A 21,863-nucleotide genomic window follows, 5' to 3' on the forward strand; every position below is an offset into this window, starting at 1 on the left:
CCCACAGGTCAGCTTTTTAGGAACCCCGGCGCACTGCAGATTTCATCCCTTGCGTTACGATCAGACATTAACGAATAATGCGAGTCATTATCATTAACTGCTCTGGTCGTATCTTCCATGCCTGCATCGGATCATTGCGCGCTCGGTTCCCTTTATAGCGAACACAACGGCTGGCTCAAGGGCTGGCTGAGGGTTCGACTGGGTTGTGCCAACGAGGCCGCGGACCTTGCCCAGGACACATTCCTGCGGGTACTGACGGCACGTAATGTCGAGGCGATTCGTGAGCCACGCACTTATTTGAGCTCCGTGGCTAGGGCGCTGATGATTGACAAGTTCCGCCGTCGAGCAGTGGAGCAGGCCTATCTGGCTGCCTTGGCGATGCGCCCGGAACCGTTGGATATTTCTCCTGAAACCCGTCTGCTGATTCTGGAAACCCTGACAGCGGTGGATCTGATGCTGGATGGACTAGGTGAGCGTACCCGGCAGTTATTTCTCGCGGTGCAGCTTGAAGGTTTGTCCTACGTTGCTGCCGCCGAGCGCCATGGTGTTTCGGTCACCACCGTGAAGAATCATATGATTCGAGCGATGACCCACTGTCTTGCGCTAACGGACGACTGATGGCTGTCCTTGACCACAAGACGCTGGAAGCAGCTGCCACCTGGTATGTGCAGCTCAACTCTTCGGTACCAAACGCTGCGCAACGTCAGGCATGGAGCGATTGGGTTGCGGCGAATCCGGCGCATGCCCAGGCCTGGGCGCGCGTCGAAAGACTACAAAGTCAGTTCTCAAGCCTGCCTCAGGAAGTTGCCTTGCCGACTCTGGTGGGTGTACGTGCCCGTCGCCGGGCAGTGCTCAAAACCCTCGCGCTACTACTGGCCGCCGGAACAGCGGGCTGGACCCTTAAGGATTCAACCGCTGTGCAAGGCGCCCTGGCGCAATACCACACCAGTAAAGGTCAACGTCGGGAGCTGCGCTTGAGCGATGGCAGTACCCTGAATATGAATACCGACAGCGCTGTGGATATCAGCTATGACTCGGGTTTGCGGCTGATTCGCCTGCGTCGCGGTGAAATCCTGATCCAGACCGCGAGCGATCCTGCCAATAGACCCTTTGTGGTGCATACCTCCGAAGGGCAGGTGCGTGCCTTGGGAACTCGCTTCAGCGTGCGTAGCGATGGGGCGACCTCGGAGGTCAGCGTGATGGAGCATGCTGTAGAGGTGCGTGCCAGTAGCAATCCGTCGGTACCATTTCGCCTGGAGGCGGGCCAGCGCGTGGAATTTACTCGTGACGAGATCACTATGCCCACGCCCGTGCCACCGGGTGCGGGCGCATGGGCCCAAGGCATGCTCACCGTGATCGAGTGGCGTCTGGGGGATTTTATTACCGAGCTGTCGCGGTATCGCCACGGATTCGTGCGTTGTGCTGACAGCATTGCGCACTTGCGTCTGTCAGGTGCATTTCGCATAGACGACACCGACACGATACTGGAAAACCTCGGGGTATCTTTGCCTGTGAAGGTGAAGTTCCTGACGCGTTACTGGGTCAGCATTGAGGCGGTGTGAACCGCTGTAAATAATTCATCCGATCGGGTTGCTGATTTTCATTCTCATACGGCCAATCACTTTAAGCGGCGAACAGAGCCGCATATTTGCCAGCCGACGGAATGTAAATCCATGACCCGATTGCCCCTCAAGACAGCCAGTGCATTTACCCGTATGGCACCTTTGGCGTTGTATGGCCTGACCTTGATGTCGTTGCCCGTGGCATTGCTTTTGCCGGCCCAGGCTGCGGCGCAAAGCCAGAACATTACCTATCAGATCGCTGCCGGTCCGCTGGGGACGACGCTCAGTCTGTTCGCCACTGCGGCCAACGTCACTCTGTCATTTGACGCGGCACACACTCAGGGTCTGAAATCCCAGGGGCTGGTGGGTACTTACTCTGTAGAGGACGGGTTGGCGCGGCTGCTGGCAGGCAGCGGTCTGCAAGCTCAGCGCCAGGCTAATGGTGGTTACGTGCTGGTGTCGGCTGCAACGAGTTCGGCGTTGGAATTGGGGGCTACAAGCATTTACGGTCTGGGCTTGGGTGCCACTACCGAGGACTCGGGCTCCTACAGCACCGGTGCAATGCAGACGGCAACCAAATTGCCTTTGACCATGCGCGAGACGCCGCAATCGGTCACGGTCATCACCCGCCAGCGCATGGATGATCAGGCGATGGTCAACCTGGAGGATGCGCTGAAGAACACTCCCGGCGTTACGGTGCAGAAATTCAGCGCGGTGCGCCCGTTGATTTATTCCCGTGGTTTTCAGGTAGAAAACCTGATGTACGACGGTCTTGCCACGGCTTATGACGGTGACTTCGTGCCATCACCTGATCTGGCGATGTACGACCGGGTAGAGATCGTGCGGGGTGCAACGGGCTTGATGCAAGGTGCCGGTACGCCGTCGGCGGCGATAAACCTGGTCAGAAAACGTCCGACTCGAGAAGCCAAAGTCAGCGTCAGTGGCAGCGTCGGCAGTTGGGATAACTACCGTACCGAACTGGACGCCTCGGGGGCGCTGAACGACGAAGGCACAGTGCGCGGTCGGGTAGTTGGCAGCTACAACGACAAGAACAGTTTTCGGGATGTTGAATCAAACGAGCTGGGCCTTTTCTACGCCATTGGCGAGGCCGACCTTAACGACAATACGACGCTGACCTTCGGCAGTTCGTATCAGAACGACAATAACAACACTACTTGGGGCGGTATCCCGGTGGACGCTGATGGCGGCGACCTTCATCTGTCACGTTCTTCCTATTTCGGCAACGACTGGGAATATTGGGACAAGGACACCAGAAGCGTCTTCACCGAGCTGGACCATCGTTTCGATAACGGCTGGAACTTGCGTCTGGCGGCGATCAAGAACTGGACTGACTCAGACATTCTCGCCTCGTTCCTGCGGCCTGTGGGCAACACCTGGCAGCAGCGTATCGTGGAGCAAAACTCCGAATACGAACAGACCAGCTATGACGCGTTTGCCAGCGGTCCCTTTCGGATGCTCGGGCGCGAACATGAGCTGGTGCTGGGTAGCAGCTGGCGTAAGTCACTCAAGGAAACCAATGGGGGATACGCGCCAAATGTGAACGGCATCTTGCTGGGTCAGTGGGATCCCAGCGCCAATCCTCGGCCTAGTGTGACTCACACCTATGGCACGCTCACCGATATCGAACAGAAAAGCGTCTATGTCACCACCCGCTGGAGTCTGGCCGACCCGCTCAAGCTGATCTTGGGGGGCCGCCTGGACTGGTATGACTACAACCAGGATATCCTCAATAACCCGAGCACCGACTTTAAGGTCACTCGGAATGTGACCCGTTATGCCGGGTTGATCTACGACCTCAATGCCAACCACTCGGTGTATGTCAGCTACACGGATATCTTCCAGCCGCAAACCTCTCAAGACACCAGCGGCAAGATGCTGGAGCCCATCACGGGCAAGAACTATGAGGTCGGCATCAAGGGCGAATACTTCGACGGCACGTTGAACGCCAGCGCTGCGGTATTCCAGATCGATCAAATGAACCGAGCGCGGGAAGTCGACAACCCTGCTCAGACCTGCCCTACGTATCCGGGCATTTCGTGTTACGAGGCATCCGGAAAAGTACGCAGTCAAGGCATTGATCTGGAGATCAATGGTGCCCTCACGCCGAATTGGCAGGTGGGTGCCGGGTACACTTTTACCGAAGCCAAGTACAAGAGCGATTCCGATCCGGCCAATGTGGGCCGCCTGTTCGACACCGACCTGCCTCGCCACTTGTTCAAGCTTTCAACCAACTACCGGCTGCCGGGCGATCTGAACAAATGGCATGTTGGCGGTGCGGTCTACAGCCAGACACGCACCTACAACGTCGGTACTTATCTGAACCAACCGACCACAGTCGAGCAGGATGCATTCACGCTGGTTGACCTGATGACTCGCTATCAGGTCAATCCGAATCTTTCGACCCAGCTGAGTCTCAACAACGTGTTTGACAAGGTTTACTACGAAGGCCTGGCTAGTGCGCCATTTGGTGGCCGCAGCGTGTATGGAGCACCGCGTAACTTTACCTTGTCGGCCAAGTACGAGTTTTAAAAGTCCAGACTCACTGCCAGATTCACCCCTTGCTGCATCACGTCATCATTCTTGCGCCAGTTGTAATTGGCCCGCAGGCTCAGGTCTCGGGTCAGTTTCTGGCTGACGCCAAGAGTGGCGCGGTTCAGGTCTCGTTGCGGCGTGTAGCCTTCAAGGGTGAAATCATTGAGCGGCAGGCTGTTCAAGGCGATGGTCACCTCCTGTTGATCAGTTTCAAACTCCCGCTCATGCGCTACTTCGGCGAACAGCTGCGTCGTGGGGGTGACCTGAAACTTGCCCTGCAACCCAGCACCCAGGCGTCGTGACTTGCGAGTCTGGTCATCAAAGGTCAGGGCCGTTGAGCGAGTGCCTTTTTCCGAATAGCCATTCACGTTCACATGTGCGTAGTCCGCGCTGATGAAGGGCGATAAATGCCAAGGGCTGTTGGCGCCCGCGATATCAAATCCCAGTCTTGTACTGGCTCCCCAGATTTCACCATCCGTATCGCCTTTCTCATTCCCCTGGCTGATACCCAGTGCGAATTTGCGCTCGGCATTCTCGTAATCCAGATGTCCACCTGAGGCAGTAAGATCACCCCACCAATGGTTCGCCTGATACTGGACAAAGGCAGTCGCCAGATAGCTATTGAGTTTGTAGTCCGAATCCCGATCCCCGGCGTCCAGTTGTTGCCGATAAGCTCCGCCCACCATGCCGACTCGCCAATGATCGGCGAGTCGATAACTGCCGCCAACGGTCACGTTGTAGCCATGACCGTCAGCATTCGCTGAGTTGTCCTGTGCATCAAAGTCCATTTTCTGACCACCAGCGGCGACAATCGCACGCCACTGCCCGACGCCCTGCCAATTTCCCCAATCCGCTAGCCATTGGCTCCTCAGTTCATCCTGTTGCGCACGTAATGTGCCGTTGGCCATTTCCGGCAGCAGGCTGATTTCCCAAGGCGCTGCCAGCAACGAGTAGGCGTAATCGGCGATCAGCCGCTGGCCGGTGACGGTGGGATGCACCCCATCGTTGAACAGTAATTTACTCGGGTCCGGCGTAGCACTACTTATCCCGTAGGTGTTGTTCTCATCGCAGTTGTTACCGTTGAAGCATGTTCCTGTTAGATTCTGATCTGCGGCGAGACCAAAGCGGGCTGGCTCATTCAACGTTTCCGCAACGAAGCGTGGGATATTCAGCGGGATTATTTGCGCATCGATCTGCGCCAGGCGGCTGATCAGTTGGGCGTTGAATACACCGCTCAGTATTGAAGTGACGGGTGCCAGGATGGTGCCGGACACGGCTGGCGTCTGACCGATGTCTGGCAGCAGCCAGACCATGATGTATCGAGCCCCCGCTTGCTGCAGGACCTGGGCACTGTCGGCAAGACGATCTGCGGCCTCCCGGGACTGCGACAGACTCAGCACTCGGCCCTGCAGGAAGTCATTGCCGCCCCCGGTCAAGTAGTACAGGGCGTCAGGATCTGCCCGAAAGTTGTTAGCGATCAGGTAACCCGGTCGGCTGCGTAAAACTGCTCCGTTATCGGGGTTGATAACGTTGGACTGCGAGGTGATTGCATCATAAATCTGATCGGTACGATCTCCTCCTACCGCCCAGTTGTTGCCGTCTGCCAAACCTGAGGCGGCGTTCACTGGCGACGTGGAGGCCGCGAGGTCGGCCTGAGCAACATTGAGTTTCAGACCCAGCAAGGTCGATGAGTTCAGTCCGAAAATCTCGCCGCTGCCGTCCTGATAAGTTGGCCCGGTACGGTTGGTGAAACGTAGCGTCGATCCCATTGGGCCATCCGCATCGGGAAACTGCCCGGCATCGGCCAAGCTGTCACCGAATACCACCATGGTTGAATAAGGCGAAGAGGCTGCCCAGCTGTCAGGGCAGGCTGAAACCAGCAAGCAAGCGACAAGCGCCGCAAACCGTCGGGGTCTGAGCATGATCAGGTTCCTTTTTTGTTTTTTTAATGCTTAAGGAAAAGTAGCTATCTGAACCCTGCACGACCGGCTAAATAGTCATTAACCGCCCAGCGGTTGGCGTTATGGTTGATGTGTATTCGCTGCTTTACAGATTTGATTGGTTAGTGACTCCAAAAGTAGATTTTGATCATCTTGCCAAGGTTATGTGATATTGCGCGCCATCCCTCGGTACGCTAATGTGCCGGAACGTAAAAATGAGACCTCCCCTGTGTTGATCGTCAGCAAACTCTTGATGCGCGTTATCAAGGCTCACGCCCGCTGGCGTTGGCGCGCCTGACTTATTCTCTTCCGGCCTGTCCGGACCTCCTGATACGCCTTTAAAACTCCGCCCTGCCGCTTTTCCGGGTCAACCCCCGGTCGTTACACTAGCGGGCACTCAATCGGCAGCGATTTTGAAGGTTGAAAAAATAGTCAGTAATTCAATGGGTTTAAGCCAAATGCTGCTGATGATCGATAACTATGATTCCTTTACCTACAACGTCGTGCAGTACTTCGGTGAGCTGGGTGCCGACGTCAAGGTGATCCGCAACGACGAATTGACCGTTGCCGAGATCGAAGCCCTCAACCCTGAGCGCATTGTGGTATCGCCCGGCCCTTGTACGCCGAATGAAGCGGGTGTCTCGCTGGAGGTGATCAAACACTTCGCCGGCAAACTGCCGATTCTGGGTGTATGCCTTGGTCATCAGTCAATTGGTCAGGCGTTCGGCGGTGACGTTGTGCGCGCCCGTCAGGTCATGCACGGCAAGACCAGTCCGGTGGTTCATGAGGATCACGGCGTGTTCGAAGGGTTGAATCACCCTCTGACCGTTACCCGCTATCACTCGCTGGTTGTCAAACTTGACACCCTGCCTGATTGCCTCGAAGTGACAGCCTGGACTGCGTTGGAAGATGGTTCGAGAGACGAAATCATGGGCCTGCGCCACAAGACACTGAACGTCGAGGGCATCCAGTTTCACCCTGAATCAATTCTGACCGAGCAGGGCCACGAGCTGTTCGCCAACTTCCTCAAGCAAACCGGCGGCACCCGTCAGGGTTAAGGATTCGTTATGACTAAGCCAATGGACATCAAGACCGCTCTGGGGCGTGTTGTCGATAATCTGGATTTGAGTACTGCCGAGATGAGCGACGTCATGCGCGCCATCATGACCGGGCAGTGCACGGAAGCGCAGATTGGCGCTTTCATGATGGGCATGCGCATGAAGAGCGAAAGCATCGATGAGATTGTCGGTGCGGTTTCGGTCATGCGTGAGCTGGCCGACAAGGTTGAGCTGAAAACCCTCGATGGCGTTGTAGACGTAGTGGGCACCGGCGGTGACGGCGCTAACATTTTCAACGTTTCGACGGCGTCTTCTTTCGTGGTTGCCGCAGCCGGTTGTACCGTCGCCAAGCACGGCAACCGCGCAGTCTCGGGCAAGAGCGGCAGCGCTGATTTGCTGGAAGCGGCTGGCGTATACCTCAACCTCACGCCGGTACAAGTGGCGCGCTGCATTGACAGCGTGGGCATCGGTTTCATGTTCGCCCAGGCTCATCATGGCGCAATGAAACATGCCGCAGGCCCGCGTCGCGATCTCGGCTTGCGTACCCTGTTCAATATGCTCGGCCCGCTTACGAATCCGGCCGGTGTGCGCCATCAAGTAGTGGGCGTATTCAGTCAGGCCCTGTGCCGCCCCTTGGCCGAAGTTCTGCTTCGTCTGGGCAGCAAGCATGTACTGGTGGTGCATTCGCAGGATGGCCTGGATGAGTTCAGTCTTGCTGCACCGACGTTCGTGGCTGAACTAAAAAACGGCGAAGTCACCGAATATTGGGTGCAGCCTGAAGATCTGGGCATGAAAAGCCAGAGCCTGTTTGGCCTGAGCGTTGACGGCCCTGAAGCTTCGCTGGTCCTGATCCGCGATGCGTTGGGTCGGCGCAAAACGGAACACGGCCAGAAAGCGGCTGAAATGATCGTGCTCAATGCGGGCGCAGCGCTCTATGCTGCTGATCATGCCTACACGCTCAAAGAAGGTGTCGAGTTGGCTCACGATGCGCTTCATACCGGCCTGGCCCGGGAGAAGCTTGAAGAATTGGGTGCCTTTACCGCGGTATTCAAGCAGGAGAATGAAGAATGAGCGTGCCAACAGTTCTGGAAAAGATTCTTGCCCGTAAGGCCGAGGAGGTTGCAGCTCGCAGTGCTTCCGTCAGCCTGGCTGAAGTCGAGAAGCTGGCTGCAGCGGCTGACCCGGTTCGCGGCTTTGCCAACGCGTTGATCGAGCAAGCCAAGCGCAAGCAGCCGGCGGTCATTGCCGAAATTAAAAAGGCATCGCCGAGCAAGGGCGTGATTCGCGAGAACTTCGTACCTGCCGACATCGCCCGAAGCTATGAGAAGGGCGGGGCGACCTGCCTCTCGGTGCTGACCGATGTCGATTACTTCCAGGGTGCTGATGCTTATCTGCAGCAGGCGCGTGCTGCGTGCAAGCTGCCGGTGATCCGCAAGGACTTCATGATTGATCCCTATCAGATCATTGAAGCCCGCGCCCTTGGCGCTGATTGTGTGCTGCTGATTGTCTCTGCGCTGGATGACGTGAAAATGGCTGAGCTGGCTTCGGTCGCGAAAAGCGTCGGGCTGGACGTATTGGTTGAAGTGCACGACGGCGATGAGCTGGAGCGCGCATTGAAAACCCTCGATACGCCACTGGTCGGCGTTAACAACCGTAACCTGCACACCTTCGAAGTGAGCCTGGAAACCACGCTGGATTTGCTCCCGCGTATTCCTCGTGATCGTCTGGTCATCACTGAAAGCGGCATTCTCAACCGTGCCGATGTCGAGTTGATGGAAATCAGCGATGTGTATTCCTTTCTGGTGGGCGAAGCGTTCATGCGCGCCGAGCATCCGGGTGATGAACTGCAGCGCCTGTTCTTCCCTGAGCGCGGTACGCCGCCGGTGCGCAGCTCTACCCTGGACTGATCATTCCTGGGCGTCGCTTCGACAGGTTTTACAGAGGATCAACATGTCTGGTTCGGTGATTGATATCTGCGTCGAAGCTGGCCTGAAAGCCGAGCAGGACTTGCTTGCCTCAGTCTGTGACGGGAATTCCGATTTTGCATTACTGCTCTGGCGACCGAGCGATCGAGCGCTGGTGATGCCTCGCCGCATGAGCCGTTTGCCCGGATTTGTAGAGGCCAGCGAAACACTGGCTGACAGCGGCTGGCCAATTCTGTTGCGGGAAACCGGAGGTGAGCCGGTTCCGCAGTCGTCAGCCACGGTGAACATCGCCCTGGTTTACGCCCAGCCTGCAAGTGACCCGGATCGCGACCGTATCGAACTCGCCTATCGCCGTCTGTGTCAGCCGATTCTGGATGTTTTGAATGAGTTGGGCGGCGCTGCTTCGTTGGGCGAGGTGGAAGGTGCGTTTTGTGACGGTCGCTTCAACGTCAATCTTGATGGCCGCAAGATGGTCGGCACTGCCCAGCGTTGGCGCCAGAGTCAAGGTGGACTGAGGCCTGTCGTGCTCGCCCACGGTGCATTGCTGGTCGATAACGAACGGCATGAAATGGTCGCCGCCGTTAATCGCTTCAACGAAATCTGCGAGCTTGATCAGCGCGTGCGAGCCGACAGCCATATTGCATTGCGCGAGGCGTTTGCGGTTGAGGGTGTGTTGGAGAGGTTGGCGCAGACCTATCAGGAAGGACTTTCGCTGTTATCGGGGCAAAGGTGAGCCCACGACCTGTGGGAGCGAATTCATTCGCGAAGAGGCCAGTCCATTCAATGCATATCTATCGCTTCAGATACCGCTTTCGCGAATGAATTCGCTCCCACGGGAGATAAGATTTCAATCCATGCCTTTCAATCCATGCCTATGGGTGATTCAGCGATAGCCCCCGATTGGCTTCTCAACGCGTCCCGAACACCACCATCGTCTTGCCTTTGACGTGGACCAGTTTCTGTTCTTCCAGCGCTTTGAGCACCCGGCCAACCATTTCTCGTGAACATCCCACAATGCGTCCGATTTCCTGGCGCGTTATCTTGATCTGCATGCCGTCGGGGTGAGTCATTGCATCCGGCTGCTTGCACAAATCCAGCAGCGTACCGGCGACACGGCCAGTAACATCGAGAAAGGCCAGGTCGCCAACCTTGCGCGTGGTGTTGCGCAGACGTTCGGCCATCTGGGCGCCAAGGGCGTAGAGGATTTCCGGTTCCAGCAGGGATATCTCGCGGAATTTGCTGTAGCTGATTTCAGCAATTTCGCACTCGGTCTTGGCACGCACCCAGGCGCTGCGCTCTTTTTCATTTCCGACAGGTTCGAAAAGCCCAAGCTCGCCGCAGAAATCTCCGGAGTTCAGGTAGGCAACGATCATCTCGCGGCCTTCATCATCTTCGATCAGCACGGTGACCGAGCCTTTGATGATAAAGAACAAGGACTCGGAACGATCCCCTGCACAAATGATGTTGGATTTGGCCGGATAGCGGCGACGCTGGGCGTGAGCCAGAAACTTTTCCAGGTGCTTGGTCTTTGATGACAGGGGAATAGCTAGCATTCTTTTGTCCTGAAAAAGTACATCGCCGGAGGCATTGTTAGCGTTATCGGCAGCAGATTGCATTTAGCCAGCTTTTTGGATCTCATTTGAGACCATTTCGGAAATTTCCTACAGGTTGGTCTTAAAGTGGAATTTCTCGGTACGTTCAGAGCGTGGCGAGCGCTGTGCTAAGCTGGCCGCCTTTTCAGCATTGGAGCCCCTGGCGATGAAAGCACGCATTCAATGGGCTGGTGAAGCCATGTTCCTCGGTGAATCCGGCAGTGGTCACGTAGTGGTGATGGACGGCCCGCCCGAGAGTGGCGGTCGCAATCTGGGCGTGCGCCCTATGGAGATGGTGCTGATCGGCCTCGGCGGTTGCAGCAACTTCGATGTGGTCAGCATTCTGAAGAAGTCGCGCCAGCCAGTAGAAAGCTGCGAGGCCTTTCTGGAAGCCGAACGCGCCACTGAAGACCCAAAGGTATTCACCAAAATTCACCTGCATTTTGTGGTGAAGGGCCGTGGCTTGAAAGAAGCTCAGGTCAAGCGCGCCATCGAGCTGTCCGCCGAGAAATACTGCTCAGCCTCGATCATGCTCGGCAACGCCGGGGTCGAGATTACTCACGACTACGAAATCATTGAATTGGGCTAACGACACCCAATTATCATAAAAGCGGCGCACACTCTGGCAGACAGCTCCTGACGTCTGCATAATGCGCCCCTTTTTCAGGGAGCAGGATGCGCAGGTTGTTTGCGGCCGCTCCCGACCAGACAACCAAAATCGCCACCGCGAAGAGGTGTTAACCGTCCTACGCAGCTGAGCTTCGCTCAACTGACGGGCATGCTTGATCACGTGGCTTGGGCCGCACATATATAGAGAGTTTTTAACGGTGAAAAGCAAACTCAAGCTCCACGGGTTCAATAACCTGACAAAGACCTTGAGCTTCAACATCTATGACATCTGCTATGCGGAAACCCCGCAGGACCAGCAGGCTTACGTCGAGTACATCAACAGTGTGTACGACGCCGAACGCCTGACGCGGATTCTGACCGATGTCGTAGATATCATTGGCGCCAACATCCTCAACATCGCCCGCCAGGATTACGATCCTCAAGGCGCCAGCGTGACTATTCTGATTTCCGAGCAGCCGGTGACGCCTACCGAAAGCCAGATCGAAGAGTCGCCGGGCCCGCTGCCGGAAACCATTCTGGCGCACCTCGACAAGAGCCACATCACCGTCCATACCTATCCGGAAATTCACCCGGTTGACGGTATCGCGACCTTCCGTGTGGACATCGACGTGTCAACCTGTGGGGTGATTTCACCGCTTAAAGCGCTGAACTACCTGATTCACAAGTTCGAATCAGACATCGTGACGGTCGACTATCGTGTGCGCGGCTTCACCCGTGACGTTGAAGGCAAGAAGCACTTCATCGACCATGAGATCAACTCGATTCAGAACTACCTCTCTGAAGACACGCGCAACAGTTACCAGATGACAGACGTGAACGTGTATCAGGAGAACCTGTTCCACACCAAGATGCTGCTCAAGAACTTCGAACTGGATAACTACCTGTTCGGCGACGCGACCAGCAATCTGTCCCCGGTGCAACGCGATCAGGTGACCGCCAAGGTCAAGCACGAAATGCTGGAAATCTTCTACGGCCGCAACGTTAACGTCGCCGTCTAGGATTCAATGCAAAAAGAAAGGCGCCTGCTAAAGGCGCCTTTTTTTGTGCTCGCGATTTATCGGGTTTAAATACGATAAGTGCTTTTGGTCATGAGCTTGGCCAGCACGCTCATGCCAAACTTGACCGGCGCCGGGAAGCGGAAGCCGCCTGCATCCAGCGCGCTTTGTGCGTGGTGTTCTTCGTCGGCACGCATCTGCTCAAGAATCGCACGGGACTTTTCGTCTTCGGCGGGAAGTTGCTCAAGGTGCTCATTCAAGTGTTTGCAGACCTGATCTTCGGTCGCTGCGACGAAACCCAGGCTGACCTTGTCGCTGATCAACCCTGCTGCGGCGCCGATGCCGAAGGACAAGCCGTAAAATAGTGGATTGAGTACGCTGGTATGGCTGCCCAACTGGTGAATGCGCTGTTCACACCAGACCAGATGGTCAATCTCTTCTTCTGCGGCATGCTCCATCGCTTTGCGTATATCGGGCAATTTGGCGGTGAGTGCCTGCCCTTGATACAACGCCTGGGCGCACACTTCACCTGTGTGGTTGATACGCATCAGGCCTGCAACGTGCCGAGTATCAACGTCACTCATCGCAACTTCGGGCTGGACGAGGGCGGGCGAGGGACGAGAGGAGTATCCCTTGGACGGCAACAGCGTGCGCATCGCAGCGTCGGCCTGTAAAAGGATACGGTCGATAGGGGAGTAGTGACGTTCGGTAGCCATGGGCACCTCCGGAAAAACCATGGGGCCAGTCTACCCCAATCCGCCAGATGAGGCTTGAGCTGGATCAGCTGGCTAGAGCCCTGGCGGGCTCCAGCCTTACTGCAAGTCTTTGAATATCGGGATTAACCCGGCGGCCAGTTCATCTGACGCTGACCCAGAACATGCATATGAATGTGATAGACGGTCTGTCCGCCCAGCTCATTGCAGTTCATGACCACGCGAAATCCATCCTCACAGCCCAGCTCTTTCGCCAGACGTTGCGCAGTAAACAGGATGTGACCTGCCAGGCCTTTGTCTTCTTCGGTCAGGTCATTAATCGTGCGGATCGGTTTCTTCGGGATAACCAGAAAGTGGACCGGTGCCTGGGGGGCAATGTCGTGAAAGGCCAGCACTTGATCGTCTTCGTAGATGATCTTCGCCGGTATTTCGCGGTTGATGATCTTGGTGAACAAAGTATCCACAGCCATTTGCTCCTTGTGGTGGATGGGACGTGCAGATGAATGGACTGCACCGAGTGTACTGAGGGGACCGGCGCGCGCCCAGTGTTTGTCGGTCAGCGCGAGCACACGGACTTGTTGATCAGCCCGGCAATATTGCGACTTACCCAACGTGGGACCAGTCTGGGGCTGAATGTGATCAATCGATTACGCCAGCCAGGAATGATCACTGCGCGGTTCTTTGCCAGCGCGCGAACGGTGTAAAGCGCCACTTCTTCGGGGCTCATCATTTTCTCGTTGCCGCTTTTACCCACTTGCAGTTGGGCTGTACGGAAAAAGCTGGTGCGTGTTGGGCCTGGGCACAAGACCGATACTTTGATCCCGTTCTTCTTGACCTCTTCACGCAGCCCCTCCGAGAAATGCAGCACGTAAGCTTTGCTTGCGTAATAAGCGCTCATCCACGGGCCTGGGCTGAACGCAGCCACAGATGCAACGTTGAGAATCTGTCCGCCACCCTGCAGCGCCATCAAATTACCGACCGTGTGGCAAAGGCGGGTGAGGGCCAGAATGTTCAAGTCGATCAGGTCCTGTTCCAATCCCCAGTCCTGGGCCAGGAATGGACCGGATGTTCCGATACCGGCGCAATTGACCAGCAGGTCGATCTGGTGCGCACCTTCTTCTTCCAGTTCCAGCAGAAAACCTGACAGGCGCAAAGGTTCGCCCAGATCGCAGGCGCGAATCAGTACCTCTACGCCGAAACGCTGAGTCAGTTCAATGGCGATCGTTTCCAGCACATCGCGCTGACGAGCGACCAGTAACAGGTTCCGTCCTCTGCGTGCCAAGGCTTCGGCCATGGCCAGGCCAATTCCGCTGGTTGCCCCGGTGATCAAGGCGTAACGGGTCATGCGGTTCTCCGTTGAACGTAGTGCGGGCCGCGGAGTTTAGTCCGGACACTTGGATACAGGTTATTGATCGTCTTCATCCTCAAGCTGCGAGTCGACGTTTGAATCGTCGAGCTGCTCGTCCAAAGCGTTATCATCGGGCAGCGATTGCTCATATTGCGCAGTACTGGCATCGATTTGTGCGTCCAGTTTCTTCAGGCCGCCAGTCATACCACCGGCGATGAACAAGCCAAAAAACAGTATCCACAACCAGGCGATTATTTTGACACTCAGGCTGTCGGGCGGCGCTGGCGGGCCGTAGCGGTTAACATTCTTGTTGCCGGGTACGAGAACCATCAGGAGCGGGAAGATCGCGCCAATGTACGGCACGAAAGTCAACAGCAACAACCATCCCGACCATCCAGCATCATGCAGACGTTGTGCGCCTATCTGGAAGCTGACGAAAGCAAATGCAGCTATAACCACTGCAATCAGCAGCCCCCCTGCGACCAGCGACGAGGTAAACACAAGGACGCACATGCCGAGCGCCATGAACAACGAAGCCATCCAGACCAATGTCCATGCCAGATAGCGAATGCGGCCGATCCTGCCCTGGAAACTGAAAACCTTAAGGGTTGAATGTTCGGGCAGTGTGTCGGCGACACTTGCACGCGGCGGCGCGTAAGGGGATGTCGGTGGGGGTTGAGACGCGTAGAGCGGCTCTGATGTCTCCTCAAGTTCTTTCAGGTTCAGGCTAATCGCCGGGTCGGCTTCTATACGAGCTTCCACCCCCGCATCGTTCAGAGCCTTGAGGTAAATCTGTGCGTCGGCCTGATTCAGACCGCGCTTGAGGGCGACGGGTTTGCCGCTGAACAGATTGTCTACAGCGGAGACTTCACTCTTGAAAAGGCTAGCAAGATTGAGCTTGGCAGTCTGCAACTCAACACCGTTACGCAACTGCCCTTCGAACACAATCTTGAACAGCGGGGTGGTCATGCTTCGCTTCCTTGTCGTGAGATCGGCAACGCGGACCGCCTAGGATGAGTGGACGGTCCCGTCAGGAGATTAGAAAGGTTTAACCACCACCAGAATGACGACTGCCAGCAGGATCAATACAGGGATTTCGTTGAACCAGCGGTAAAACACATGGCTACGGCCATTTTCGCCACGAGCGAAGCGTTTGACCTGTGCGCCACACACATGGTGATAGCCGATCAGCAGAATGACCAGTGTCAGCTTGGCGTGCATCCAGCCCTGGCTCATGTACCCCGGCACCAAAGCGATAAGCCAGATGCCAAAAATCAATGTCGCGATCATCGCCGGGCCCATGATTCCCCGGTACAGCTTACGCTCCATGGTACAGAAGCGTTCGCGGCTGACCGCGTCCTCGCTCATGGAGTGGTAAACGAAAAGTCTTGGCAGGTAGAACAGCCCTGCGAACCAACAGACCACTGAAACGATATGAAAAGCCTTGATCCATAAAAGCATTTTTAGTTATTCCCAGGTTCACGGTATGCAAATAGTAGTGGCTTGAGCGCCCATACGTCACGTTGTCGGTTGTCGCAGACGCGCCAGGCCCATATTATCGACGGCTTTCCAGTTGGTACGTTGAGGGCAGGTTATGGTCAAGGTCGGTATCGTCGGCGGCACGGGTTACACCGGTGTCGAGTTGCTGCGTCTGTTGGCACAGCATCCGCAAGCTGAAGTGGTCGTTATTACTTCTCGATCCGAGGCAGGTCTGCCTGTTGCTGATATGTACCCTAATCTGCGCGGCCATTATGATGGCCTGGCATTTAGCGTGCCTGACATTGCAACGCTTGGTGCCTGTGACGTCGTCTTCTTCGCTACGCCTCATGGCGTCGCGCATTCCCTTGCAGGCGAACTCTTGAATGCCGGCACTCGGGTCATCGACCTGTCTGCTGACTTCCGTCTGCAAGACTCCGTGGAGTGGGCGAAGTGGTACGGTCAGCCTCACGGCGCGCCAGAGTTGCTCAAGGATGCAGTTTATGGTTTGCCTGAAGTTAACCGTGAGCAAATCAAGCAGGCTCGCCTTATTGCTGTGCCAGGGTGCTATCCAACCGCCACGCAACTGGGTTTCCTGCCATTGCTGGAAGCCGGGCTTGCCGATAACACGCGCCTGATTGCTGACTGCAAGTCCGGTGTCAGCGGTGCAGGTCGTGGCTTGAGTATTGGCTCGCTGTACTCCGAGGCCAACGAAAGCTTCAAGGCTTATGCGGTCAAAGGCCATCGTCACTTGCCTGAAATCACCCAAGGGCTGCGTCGCGCGGCTGGCGGGGATGTGGGTTTGACCTTCGTCCCGCACCTGACGCCAATGATCCGCGGTATTCACTCCACGCTGTACGCCACAGTCGTCGATAAGTCGGTTGATCTGCAGGCGCTGTTCGAGAAGCGTTATGCCAACGAGCCATTCGTCGATGTGATGCCTGCTGGCAGCCATCCGGAAACCCGCAGCGTGCGTGGTGCCAACGTTTGCCGTATTGCGGTCCATCGCCCGCAGGGTGGGGATCTGGTCGTCGTGCTTTCGGTTATCGACAACCTGGTCAAGGGTGCGTCGGGACAGGCCGTACAGAACATGAACATCATGTTCGGGTTGGACGAGAAGCTGGGTCTGTCCCATGCCGGGATGATGCCCTAGAAGCAGTTTTTAGCTTCAAGCTTCAAGCTTCAAGAGGTTGGTGCGACCACTTGTAGCTTGAGGCTTGAAACTTGCCGCTGCTCTGGAATAGTTGACCAATTTTCTCGGAGAAGCGGATAATGCGCGTCATTACGCATTATGACGGCTTAGCGCCGGGAGATATTTAACATGAGCGTCGAATCCTTCACTCCAACGGCTTTGCAATTCACCCATGGTGCTGCGCACAAGGTGAAGACCCTGGTCGATGAAGAGGGCAACGATCGCCTTAAGCTGCGTGTATTCGTGACTGGCGGCGGTTGTTCCGGGTTTCAGTACGGTTTCACTTTCGATGAAGACGTCGCCGACGATGACACCATCGTTGAGCGCGAAGGCGTAAGCCTGGTGGTCGATCCAATGAGCTTCCAGTACCTGGCGGGTGCTGAAGTGGATTATCAGGAAGGTCTTGAAGGTTCGCGTTTCGTTATCAAGAACCCTAACGCTTCCACTACTTGCGGCTGCGGGTCTTCATTCTCGATCTGATTGTCCTGCACACATAAAAACGCCGCGCAAATGCGCGGCGTTTTTGTTTGTCTGGAGTCAGGCCGGGTAGATAGCGCCCAGCACTCGCAGACCCTGAGCGCCCGTGACGGTCGGACGGTTGGCAGGCACGCCTTCCAGGCAGCAATGAGCCAGCCAGGCAAACGCCATGGCTTCTACCCAGTCAGGGTCAACACCAAAGGCGGCCGTACTGCTGACTTTGGTATTAGGGAGCAATTCCGCCAGGCGATTGGTCAGTGCCACGTTGTGCGCACCGCCGCCACAGATCAGCAGCTCCTTGGTTTCCGACTGAGCCGATTGCAGGGATTCTGTAATCGACAGAGCGGTCAGCTCCATCAATGTCGCCTGTACGTTTTCGGCAGAAAGCGTCGGCAGCTGGAACAGATGGTGGTGCAGCCAGCCGAGGTTGAACACCTCCCGTCCTGTGCTCTTTGGACCCTTGGTCAGGAAGAACGGATCGCTGAGTAGCGCTTTCAGCAGGGCAGGATCAACTTTGCCACTTGCGCCCCATGCGCCGTCACGATCAAAACCTTCACCGCGCTGCGACTGAATCCACGCATCAAGCAAAACGTTGCCTGGGCCGCAGTCAAAGCCGGTTACCGGCCTGTCCAGTTCGATAAGGCTCAGGTTACTGAAACCGCCAATGTTGAGAACGGCACGACGGTCTTTATTGTCGTCGAACAGCGCCTCATGAAACGCGGGAACCAGAGGTGCGCCCTGACCACCAGCCGCGATGTCGCGGCGACGGAAATCGCTGACTACGGTGATCTCGGTCAGCTCAGCCAGCAGCGCCGGGTTGCCGATCTGGATGCTGAAACCGCGAGCGGGCTCATGGCGGATGGTCTGGCCATGGCTGCCGATGGCGCGAATCTGGCCAGCGACCATACCTTGTTGGGTCAGAAGCGTCAGTACGCCTTCAGCTGCCAGGCGAACCCACTTCTGTTCAGCGATCGCTGCACGAGCCAACTCGTCCGGTCCGCTGGAGCAAAGCCCTAGCAACTCGGCGCGCAAGTCCTCCGGCATCGGGATGTAGTGAGTTGCCAACAGTCTTGGCCGGTCATCCTGCTCAACAAGGGCGATATCGATCCCATCGAGACTGCTGCCGGACATCACACCTATATAAAAGAAGGCCATGGCTTATCGTTTGCTCGAGGCCAGCATGGTGGCCTTTTCCTGATCCATACGAGCCATCAATGGCTGGCTCTGCTGCATGAACCGCTGTTTTTCGGATTTGGCGATCGGATCCGCCATCGGCAATTTACGACCCAGAGGGTCGACGTGCACGCCATTTACCTGGAACTCATAGTGCAAATGCGGGCCTGTCGACAGACCGGTAGTACCAATATAGCCGATCACCTGACCTTGTCTGACGGTGCTTCCAGTCTGAACGCCTTTGGCAAAGCCTTGCATGTGACCGTACAGCGTACGGTACGTATCGCCGTGCTGAATGATTACCGTGTTGCCATATCCGCCGCGACGGCCTGCCAGCAGTACCTTGCCGTCGCCGGTAGCTTTGATCGGCGTACCGCGTGGCGCTGCATAATCGACGCCTTTGTGCGCGCGGATCTTGTTCAGGATGGGGTGCTTGCGACCCATGGAGAACATTGAGCTGATGCGGGCGAAGTCAACGGGCGTGCGGATGAAGGCCTTGCGCATGCTGTTGCCGTCGGCGGTGTAGTAGTTGGTGTTGCCCTGTTTGTTGGTGTAACGAACTGCGGAGTAGGACTTGCCCTGGTTGGTAAAGCGGGCAGAAAGGATATTGCCGGTGCCTACCGTTTTGCCGTTGATGACCTTCTGCTCGTAGATGACGTCGAATTCGTCACCCTTACGGATGTCCTGAGCGAAGTCGATGTCGTAGCCAAAGATGTTGGCCATGTCCATCGTCATGGTGTGCGAAAGGCCTGCACGCTGTGCGGACTGTGACAGGGAGTTGGTGATCACGCCGTGTATGTAGGCCGTACGCACGTCTGGCTTGCTGATTTCACGATTGAACGTGAAGCCACTGTCCGTTTTGGACAAGCTGATGCTTTCCAGCTGGCTGAGCTTGGTGTGCAGTTGCTTCAACTGACCTTCTGGCGTCAGTTCGAATTGCAGGACCTGGCCATCCTGCAGGCGGCTGAATTGTTTGGCTTCCTTATTACTGGCCATGACTTCATGCACGGTCGCAGCTGGAAGGCCTACCTTTTCAAACAGAGTGGACAGGGTGTCCCCTCTGGCTACGGTAACTTCCCGATGGTTGGGATTCTTGGGTGCAGCAGCCGCCACTGCGCTGTCTGCGGTGGGCTGGGGTTCATTGGCCGCATTGCTCTCAGTTTGCTCATCGCCATTGTCGATCTGGGCGAATGGAGAATCTGTTGCCGAATGTGTGGCTTCAGTCGTTTCCAGAGCGTCTTGGTTAGGTGCGCTTTGATCAGCAGGCGCTTCCATATCAAGATTCAAAACGGTTTTTTTAGCTTCGACTTCGCTTGAGGGAAAAACCAAGAGCGCCAGGCTTAACAGGGCGGCGATGCCGCTGGCTGCGAGCAGGTGAGTCTTGGGATAAAGCGGTGGCGCTTTAGGCGGCGTGTCTATCATAGGTAATTTGACTTTGAAAAAAGATGAATTGGAAAAGATGAATGACATGATGAAGATGAAATAACTGTATAAAATATAACCAAAACCTGTGCGAAGCAACCCTGCGGATGAATCGGCTTTCGATTCGTCCCGCAATGCTGGGCAAAACTTGTAATTGGGCGCTGATCTTGTATGGTTGGTCCCCTTTTGAAAACGGCTATTTTTAGGGGATGGATATGAGGTCGGTTGAAGAGCAGCTAGCGCTGATCAAGCGTGGGGCAGATGAGCTTTTGGTTGAGGCCGAGCTTGTGGCCAAGCTCAAGCGTGGTCAACCGCTGCGTATTAAAGCCGGGTTCGATCCTACGGCACCTGACCTGCACCTGGGTCATACCGTGCTTATTAATAAGCTGCGTCAGTTCCAGGAGTTGGGGCATCACGTCATCTTTCTGATTGGCGACTTCACTGGCATGATCGGTGATCCAAGTGGCAAAAGCGCCACGCGTCCTCCGCTGACCCGTGAGCAGGTTCTCGACTACGCCGAGACGTACAAATCCCAGGTATTCAAGATTCTTGATCCTGCCAAGACCGAGGTGGCTTTCAATTCTACGTGGATGGACAAGCTGAGCCCTGCGGATTTCATTCGTCTCTCGTCGCAGTACACCGTGGCGCGGATGCTTGAGCGTGATGATTTCGACAAGCGCTATAAAAGCAGCCAGCCAATCGCTATCCACGAGTTCCTCTATCCGTTGGTGCAGGGGTACGACTCTGTCGCTCTTCGTTCCGATGTCGAGCTGGGTGGTACCGACCAGAAATTCAATCTGCTGATGGGGCGCGAGTTGCAGCGCGCCTACGGGCAGGAAGCGCAGTGCATCCTCACCATGCCTCTATTGGAAGGTCTGGATGGTGTGAAGAAGATGTCCAAGTCGCTGGGTAACTATGTAGGTATCCAGGAAGCGCCGGGCGTTATGTACAGCAAGCTGGTTTCGATCCCGGATGCATTGATGTGGCGTTACTTCGAGCTGCTGAGCTTTCGTTCTATGGAAGAGATCAACGGCTTCAAGGCAGATTGTGAGAAGGGTGCAAACCCGCGCGATATCAAAATCAAGCTGGCTGAAGAGATCGTTGCTCGTTTCCATGGTGACGAAGCTGCTGCCAGTGCCCACCGCTCTGCGGGTAACCGCATGAAGGAAGGTGAACTGCCAGACGATTTGCCCGAGATCTCGGTAGGTGCCCCTGAAGATATGCCGATCTCAGCCGTCCTTAATAAGGCAGGGTTGGTTAAGAACTCCGCAGTCGCCCGGGATCTGCTTGCTTCGGGTGGCGTGCGTATAGATGGTGAAGTTGTTGATCGCTCGTTCGTCTTTAAGGTGGGAGCGACTCATGTTTGCCAGGCTGGGAAGAAGGCTTTCGGGCGTATTACGCTGGTTTTGGAATAAAGCGTGAATTAGGGGTTGACGGCCTCTCGAATCTCTCTATAATTCGCACCTCTTCTGGCGCAGACAGAGCGAAAAACTCCTTGATAATCAATGAGTTGGACGATTCGGTTGGCGTAGAAGAGGCTTCGATGAAGTTGATCGAAAGCGGTGAAAAAGGCAGTTGACAGCAGGTTGTAACGCTGTAGAATTCGCCTCCCGCTAACGAGCAACGTGATGTTGATCGAAGCGCAAGTGGTTGAAGTTGCAAAGGAAACTTTGAAAACTTCTTAAAATAACCGCTTGACAGATACAGGGGCTGCTGTAGAATGCGCGCCTCGGTTGAGACGAAAGATCTTAACCAACCGCTCTTTAACAATTGAATCAAGCAATTCGTGTGGGTGCTTGCGCTGTCA

At 55.9% G+C, this 21,863-nt stretch carries 22 protein-coding genes; 12 read left to right on the plus strand and 10 right to left on the minus strand.

Annotated features, from left to right (window positions below; genetic code table 11):
- Positions 1–117 precede the first annotated feature (117 nt).
- From KDX30_RS14170 to KDX30_RS14180, 3 genes are all read left to right on the plus strand, one after another.
- A complete protein-coding gene (locus tag KDX30_RS14170; RefSeq protein ID WP_122807056.1) occupies positions 118–618 on the plus strand; it encodes a sigma-70 family RNA polymerase sigma factor in 501 nt (166 codons plus the stop codon).
- A complete protein-coding gene (locus KDX30_RS14175; protein WP_122807058.1) occupies positions 618–1,562 on the plus strand; it encodes a FecR domain-containing protein in 945 nt (314 codons plus the stop codon). Before KDX30_RS14170 ends, KDX30_RS14175 begins: the two co-directional genes overlap by 1 nt.
- A 111-nt stretch (positions 1,563–1,673) precedes the next feature.
- The gene (locus KDX30_RS14180) at positions 1,674–4,112 is read left to right on the plus strand and encodes a TonB-dependent siderophore receptor (RefSeq protein WP_231676423.1); all 2,439 of its coding nucleotides are present in this window, start codon (positions 1,674–1,676) and stop codon (positions 4,110–4,112) included.
- Here the strand turns inward: KDX30_RS14180 and estP are convergent.
- Positions 4,109–6,037: an esterase EstP gene (estP, locus tag KDX30_RS14185; protein WP_319946086.1), complete on the minus strand. Its 1,929-nt coding sequence runs from the start codon at positions 6,035–6,037 to the stop codon at positions 4,109–4,111. The genes KDX30_RS14180 and estP overlap by 4 nt on opposite strands.
- A 476-nt stretch (positions 6,038–6,513) precedes the next feature.
- On the opposite strand from estP, the gene KDX30_RS14190 reads away from it, so the two are divergent.
- From KDX30_RS14190 to KDX30_RS14205, 4 genes are read left to right on the plus strand one after another with little or no spacing between them, the layout of a single operon-like run.
- Complete coding sequence (locus KDX30_RS14190; RefSeq protein WP_027900670.1) at positions 6,514–7,113, plus strand: aminodeoxychorismate/anthranilate synthase component II; 600 nt, start codon at positions 6,514–6,516, stop codon at positions 7,111–7,113.
- Positions 7,114–7,134: 21 nt separating this feature from the next.
- A complete protein-coding gene (gene trpD / locus KDX30_RS14195) occupies positions 7,135–8,184 on the plus strand; it encodes an anthranilate phosphoribosyltransferase (RefSeq protein ID WP_027900669.1) in 1,050 nt (349 codons plus the stop codon).
- Positions 8,181–9,020, plus strand: a complete 840-nt coding sequence (gene trpC, locus KDX30_RS14200; RefSeq protein WP_099268455.1) for an indole-3-glycerol phosphate synthase TrpC — start codon at positions 8,181–8,183, stop codon at positions 9,018–9,020. Before trpD ends, trpC begins: the two co-directional genes overlap by 4 nt.
- A gap of 43 nt (positions 9,021–9,063) precedes the next feature.
- Positions 9,064–9,771 (plus strand): lipoate--protein ligase family protein, encoded by a 708-nt coding sequence (locus KDX30_RS14205; RefSeq protein ID WP_099268454.1) that lies wholly within the window; start codon positions 9,064–9,066, stop codon positions 9,769–9,771.
- A gap of 175 nt (positions 9,772–9,946) precedes the next feature.
- Here KDX30_RS14205 and crp read toward each other — a convergent pair whose 3' ends face one another.
- Complete coding sequence (gene crp / locus KDX30_RS14210; RefSeq protein ID WP_099268521.1) at positions 9,947–10,591, minus strand: cAMP-activated global transcriptional regulator CRP; 645 nt, start codon at positions 10,589–10,591, stop codon at positions 9,947–9,949.
- Positions 10,592–10,796: 205 nt separating this feature from the next.
- Between crp and KDX30_RS14215 the strand changes: the two genes are divergently transcribed.
- Positions 10,797–11,219 carry an OsmC family protein gene (locus KDX30_RS14215; RefSeq protein WP_027900665.1) on the plus strand — a complete coding sequence of 141 codons (423 nt, stop codon included), beginning with the start codon at positions 10,797–10,799 and terminating at the stop codon, positions 11,217–11,219.
- A gap of 238 nt (positions 11,220–11,457) precedes the next feature.
- Positions 11,458–12,258, plus strand: a complete 801-nt coding sequence (speD, locus tag KDX30_RS14220) for an adenosylmethionine decarboxylase (protein ID WP_027900664.1) — start codon at positions 11,458–11,460, stop codon at positions 12,256–12,258.
- 65 nt (positions 12,259–12,323) lie between these two features.
- On the opposite strand, the gene coq7 is transcribed toward speD, so the two are convergent.
- The 5 genes from coq7 to hemJ all read right to left on the minus strand — a co-directional run bounded on the left by coq7 (position 12,324) and on the right by hemJ (position 15,777).
- Entirely contained in the window at positions 12,324–12,971 is a 648-nt protein-coding gene (coq7, locus tag KDX30_RS14225) for a 2-polyprenyl-3-methyl-6-methoxy-1,4-benzoquinone monooxygenase (RefSeq protein WP_231676426.1), read from the minus strand.
- 122 nt (positions 12,972–13,093) lie between these two features.
- A complete protein-coding gene (locus tag KDX30_RS14230; protein ID WP_231676429.1) occupies positions 13,094–13,432 on the minus strand; it encodes a histidine triad nucleotide-binding protein in 339 nt (112 codons plus the stop codon).
- Between the two features lie 92 nt (positions 13,433–13,524).
- Positions 13,525–14,313: an SDR family NAD(P)-dependent oxidoreductase gene (locus tag KDX30_RS14235; protein WP_231676432.1), complete on the minus strand. Its 789-nt coding sequence runs from the start codon at positions 14,311–14,313 to the stop codon at positions 13,525–13,527.
- A gap of 60 nt (positions 14,314–14,373) precedes the next feature.
- A complete protein-coding gene (locus tag KDX30_RS14240; protein WP_231676435.1) occupies positions 14,374–15,285 on the minus strand; it encodes a DUF805 domain-containing protein in 912 nt (303 codons plus the stop codon).
- Between the two features lie 69 nt (positions 15,286–15,354).
- Entirely contained in the window at positions 15,355–15,777 is a 423-nt protein-coding gene (hemJ, locus tag KDX30_RS14245; protein WP_099268451.1) for a protoporphyrinogen oxidase HemJ, read from the minus strand.
- 133 nt (positions 15,778–15,910) lie between these two features.
- Between hemJ and argC the strand changes: the two genes are divergently transcribed.
- Together argC and erpA are read left to right on the plus strand one after the other, a co-directional pair.
- A complete protein-coding gene (gene argC / locus KDX30_RS14250) occupies positions 15,911–16,945 on the plus strand; it encodes an N-acetyl-gamma-glutamyl-phosphate reductase (protein ID WP_095101166.1) in 1,035 nt (344 codons plus the stop codon).
- Positions 16,946–17,113: 168 nt separating this feature from the next.
- Positions 17,114–17,464, plus strand: a complete 351-nt coding sequence (gene erpA / locus KDX30_RS14255) for an iron-sulfur cluster insertion protein ErpA (protein WP_027900658.1) — start codon at positions 17,114–17,116, stop codon at positions 17,462–17,464.
- A gap of 57 nt (positions 17,465–17,521) precedes the next feature.
- On the opposite strand, the gene KDX30_RS14260 is transcribed toward erpA, so the two are convergent.
- A complete protein-coding gene (locus KDX30_RS14260; protein WP_099268450.1) occupies positions 17,522–18,616 on the minus strand; it encodes an anhydro-N-acetylmuramic acid kinase in 1,095 nt (364 codons plus the stop codon).
- Between the two features lie 3 nt (positions 18,617–18,619).
- Complete coding sequence (locus KDX30_RS14265) at positions 18,620–20,056, minus strand: peptidoglycan DD-metalloendopeptidase family protein (protein WP_099268449.1); 1,437 nt, start codon at positions 20,054–20,056, stop codon at positions 18,620–18,622.
- 215 nt (positions 20,057–20,271) lie between these two features.
- Here KDX30_RS14265 and tyrS point away from each other — a divergent pair, with 215 nt between their 5' ends.
- Positions 20,272–21,471, plus strand: a complete 1,200-nt coding sequence (gene tyrS / locus KDX30_RS14270) for a tyrosine--tRNA ligase (protein ID WP_099268448.1) — start codon at positions 20,272–20,274, stop codon at positions 21,469–21,471.
- Here tyrS and KDX30_RS14275 read toward each other — a convergent pair.
- Positions 21,452–21,863 (minus strand): hypothetical protein (locus tag KDX30_RS14275; protein ID WP_231676437.1); only part of this gene is annotated, 412 nt, incomplete at its 5' end. The genes tyrS and KDX30_RS14275 overlap by 20 nt on opposite strands.

Origin of the sequence: Pseudomonas quasicaspiana (assembly GCF_021147825.1) — a bacterium.
Taxonomy (GTDB): Bacteria; Pseudomonadota; Gammaproteobacteria; order Pseudomonadales; family Pseudomonadaceae; genus Aquipseudomonas; species Aquipseudomonas quasicaspiana.

Bases quoted from the DNA above. Each gene is read 5' to 3' on its own strand.
- trpD (WP_027900669.1), top strand. From the start codon at position 7,135: ATGGACATCAAGACCGCTCTGGGGCGTGTTGTCGATAATCTGGATTTG.
- trpC (WP_099268455.1), top strand. From the start codon at position 8,181: ATGAGCGTGCCAACAGTTCTGGAAAAGATTCTTGCCCGTAAGGCCGAG.
- tyrS (WP_099268448.1), top strand. From the start codon at position 20,272: ATGAGGTCGGTTGAAGAGCAGCTAGCGCTGATCAAGCGTGGGGCAGAT.
- KDX30_RS14170 (WP_122807056.1), top strand. From the start codon at position 118: ATGCCTGCATCGGATCATTGCGCGCTCGGTTCCCTTTATAGCGAACAC.
- KDX30_RS14205 (WP_099268454.1), top strand. From the start codon at position 9,064: ATGTCTGGTTCGGTGATTGATATCTGCGTCGAAGCTGGCCTGAAAGCC.
- erpA (WP_027900658.1), top strand. From the start codon at position 17,114: ATGAGCGTCGAATCCTTCACTCCAACGGCTTTGCAATTCACCCATGGT.
- KDX30_RS14235 (WP_231676432.1), bottom strand. From the start codon at position 14,313: ATGACCCGTTACGCCTTGATCACCGGGGCAACCAGCGGAATTGGCCTG.
- argC (WP_095101166.1), top strand. From the start codon at position 15,911: ATGGTCAAGGTCGGTATCGTCGGCGGCACGGGTTACACCGGTGTCGAG.
- KDX30_RS14180 (WP_231676423.1), top strand. From the start codon at position 1,674: ATGACCCGATTGCCCCTCAAGACAGCCAGTGCATTTACCCGTATGGCA.
- hemJ (WP_099268451.1), bottom strand. From the start codon at position 15,777: ATGCTTTTATGGATCAAGGCTTTTCATATCGTTTCAGTGGTCTGTTGG.
- crp (WP_099268521.1), bottom strand. From the start codon at position 10,591: ATGCTAGCTATTCCCCTGTCATCAAAGACCAAGCACCTGGAAAAGTTT.
- estP (WP_319946086.1), bottom strand. From the start codon at position 6,037: ATGCTCAGACCCCGACGGTTTGCGGCGCTTGTCGCTTGCTTGCTGGTT.
- KDX30_RS14175 (WP_122807058.1), top strand. From the start codon at position 618: ATGGCTGTCCTTGACCACAAGACGCTGGAAGCAGCTGCCACCTGGTAT.
- KDX30_RS14265 (WP_099268449.1), bottom strand. From the start codon at position 20,056: ATGATAGACACGCCGCCTAAAGCGCCACCGCTTTATCCCAAGACTCAC.
- KDX30_RS14215 (WP_027900665.1), top strand. From the start codon at position 10,797: ATGAAAGCACGCATTCAATGGGCTGGTGAAGCCATGTTCCTCGGTGAA.
- KDX30_RS14260 (WP_099268450.1), bottom strand. From the start codon at position 18,616: ATGGCCTTCTTTTATATAGGTGTGATGTCCGGCAGCAGTCTCGATGGG.
- coq7 (WP_231676426.1), bottom strand. From the start codon at position 12,971: ATGGCTACCGAACGTCACTACTCCCCTATCGACCGTATCCTTTTACAG.
- KDX30_RS14190 (WP_027900670.1), top strand. From the start codon at position 6,514: ATGCTGCTGATGATCGATAACTATGATTCCTTTACCTACAACGTCGTG.
- KDX30_RS14240 (WP_231676435.1), bottom strand. From the start codon at position 15,285: ATGACCACCCCGCTGTTCAAGATTGTGTTCGAAGGGCAGTTGCGTAAC.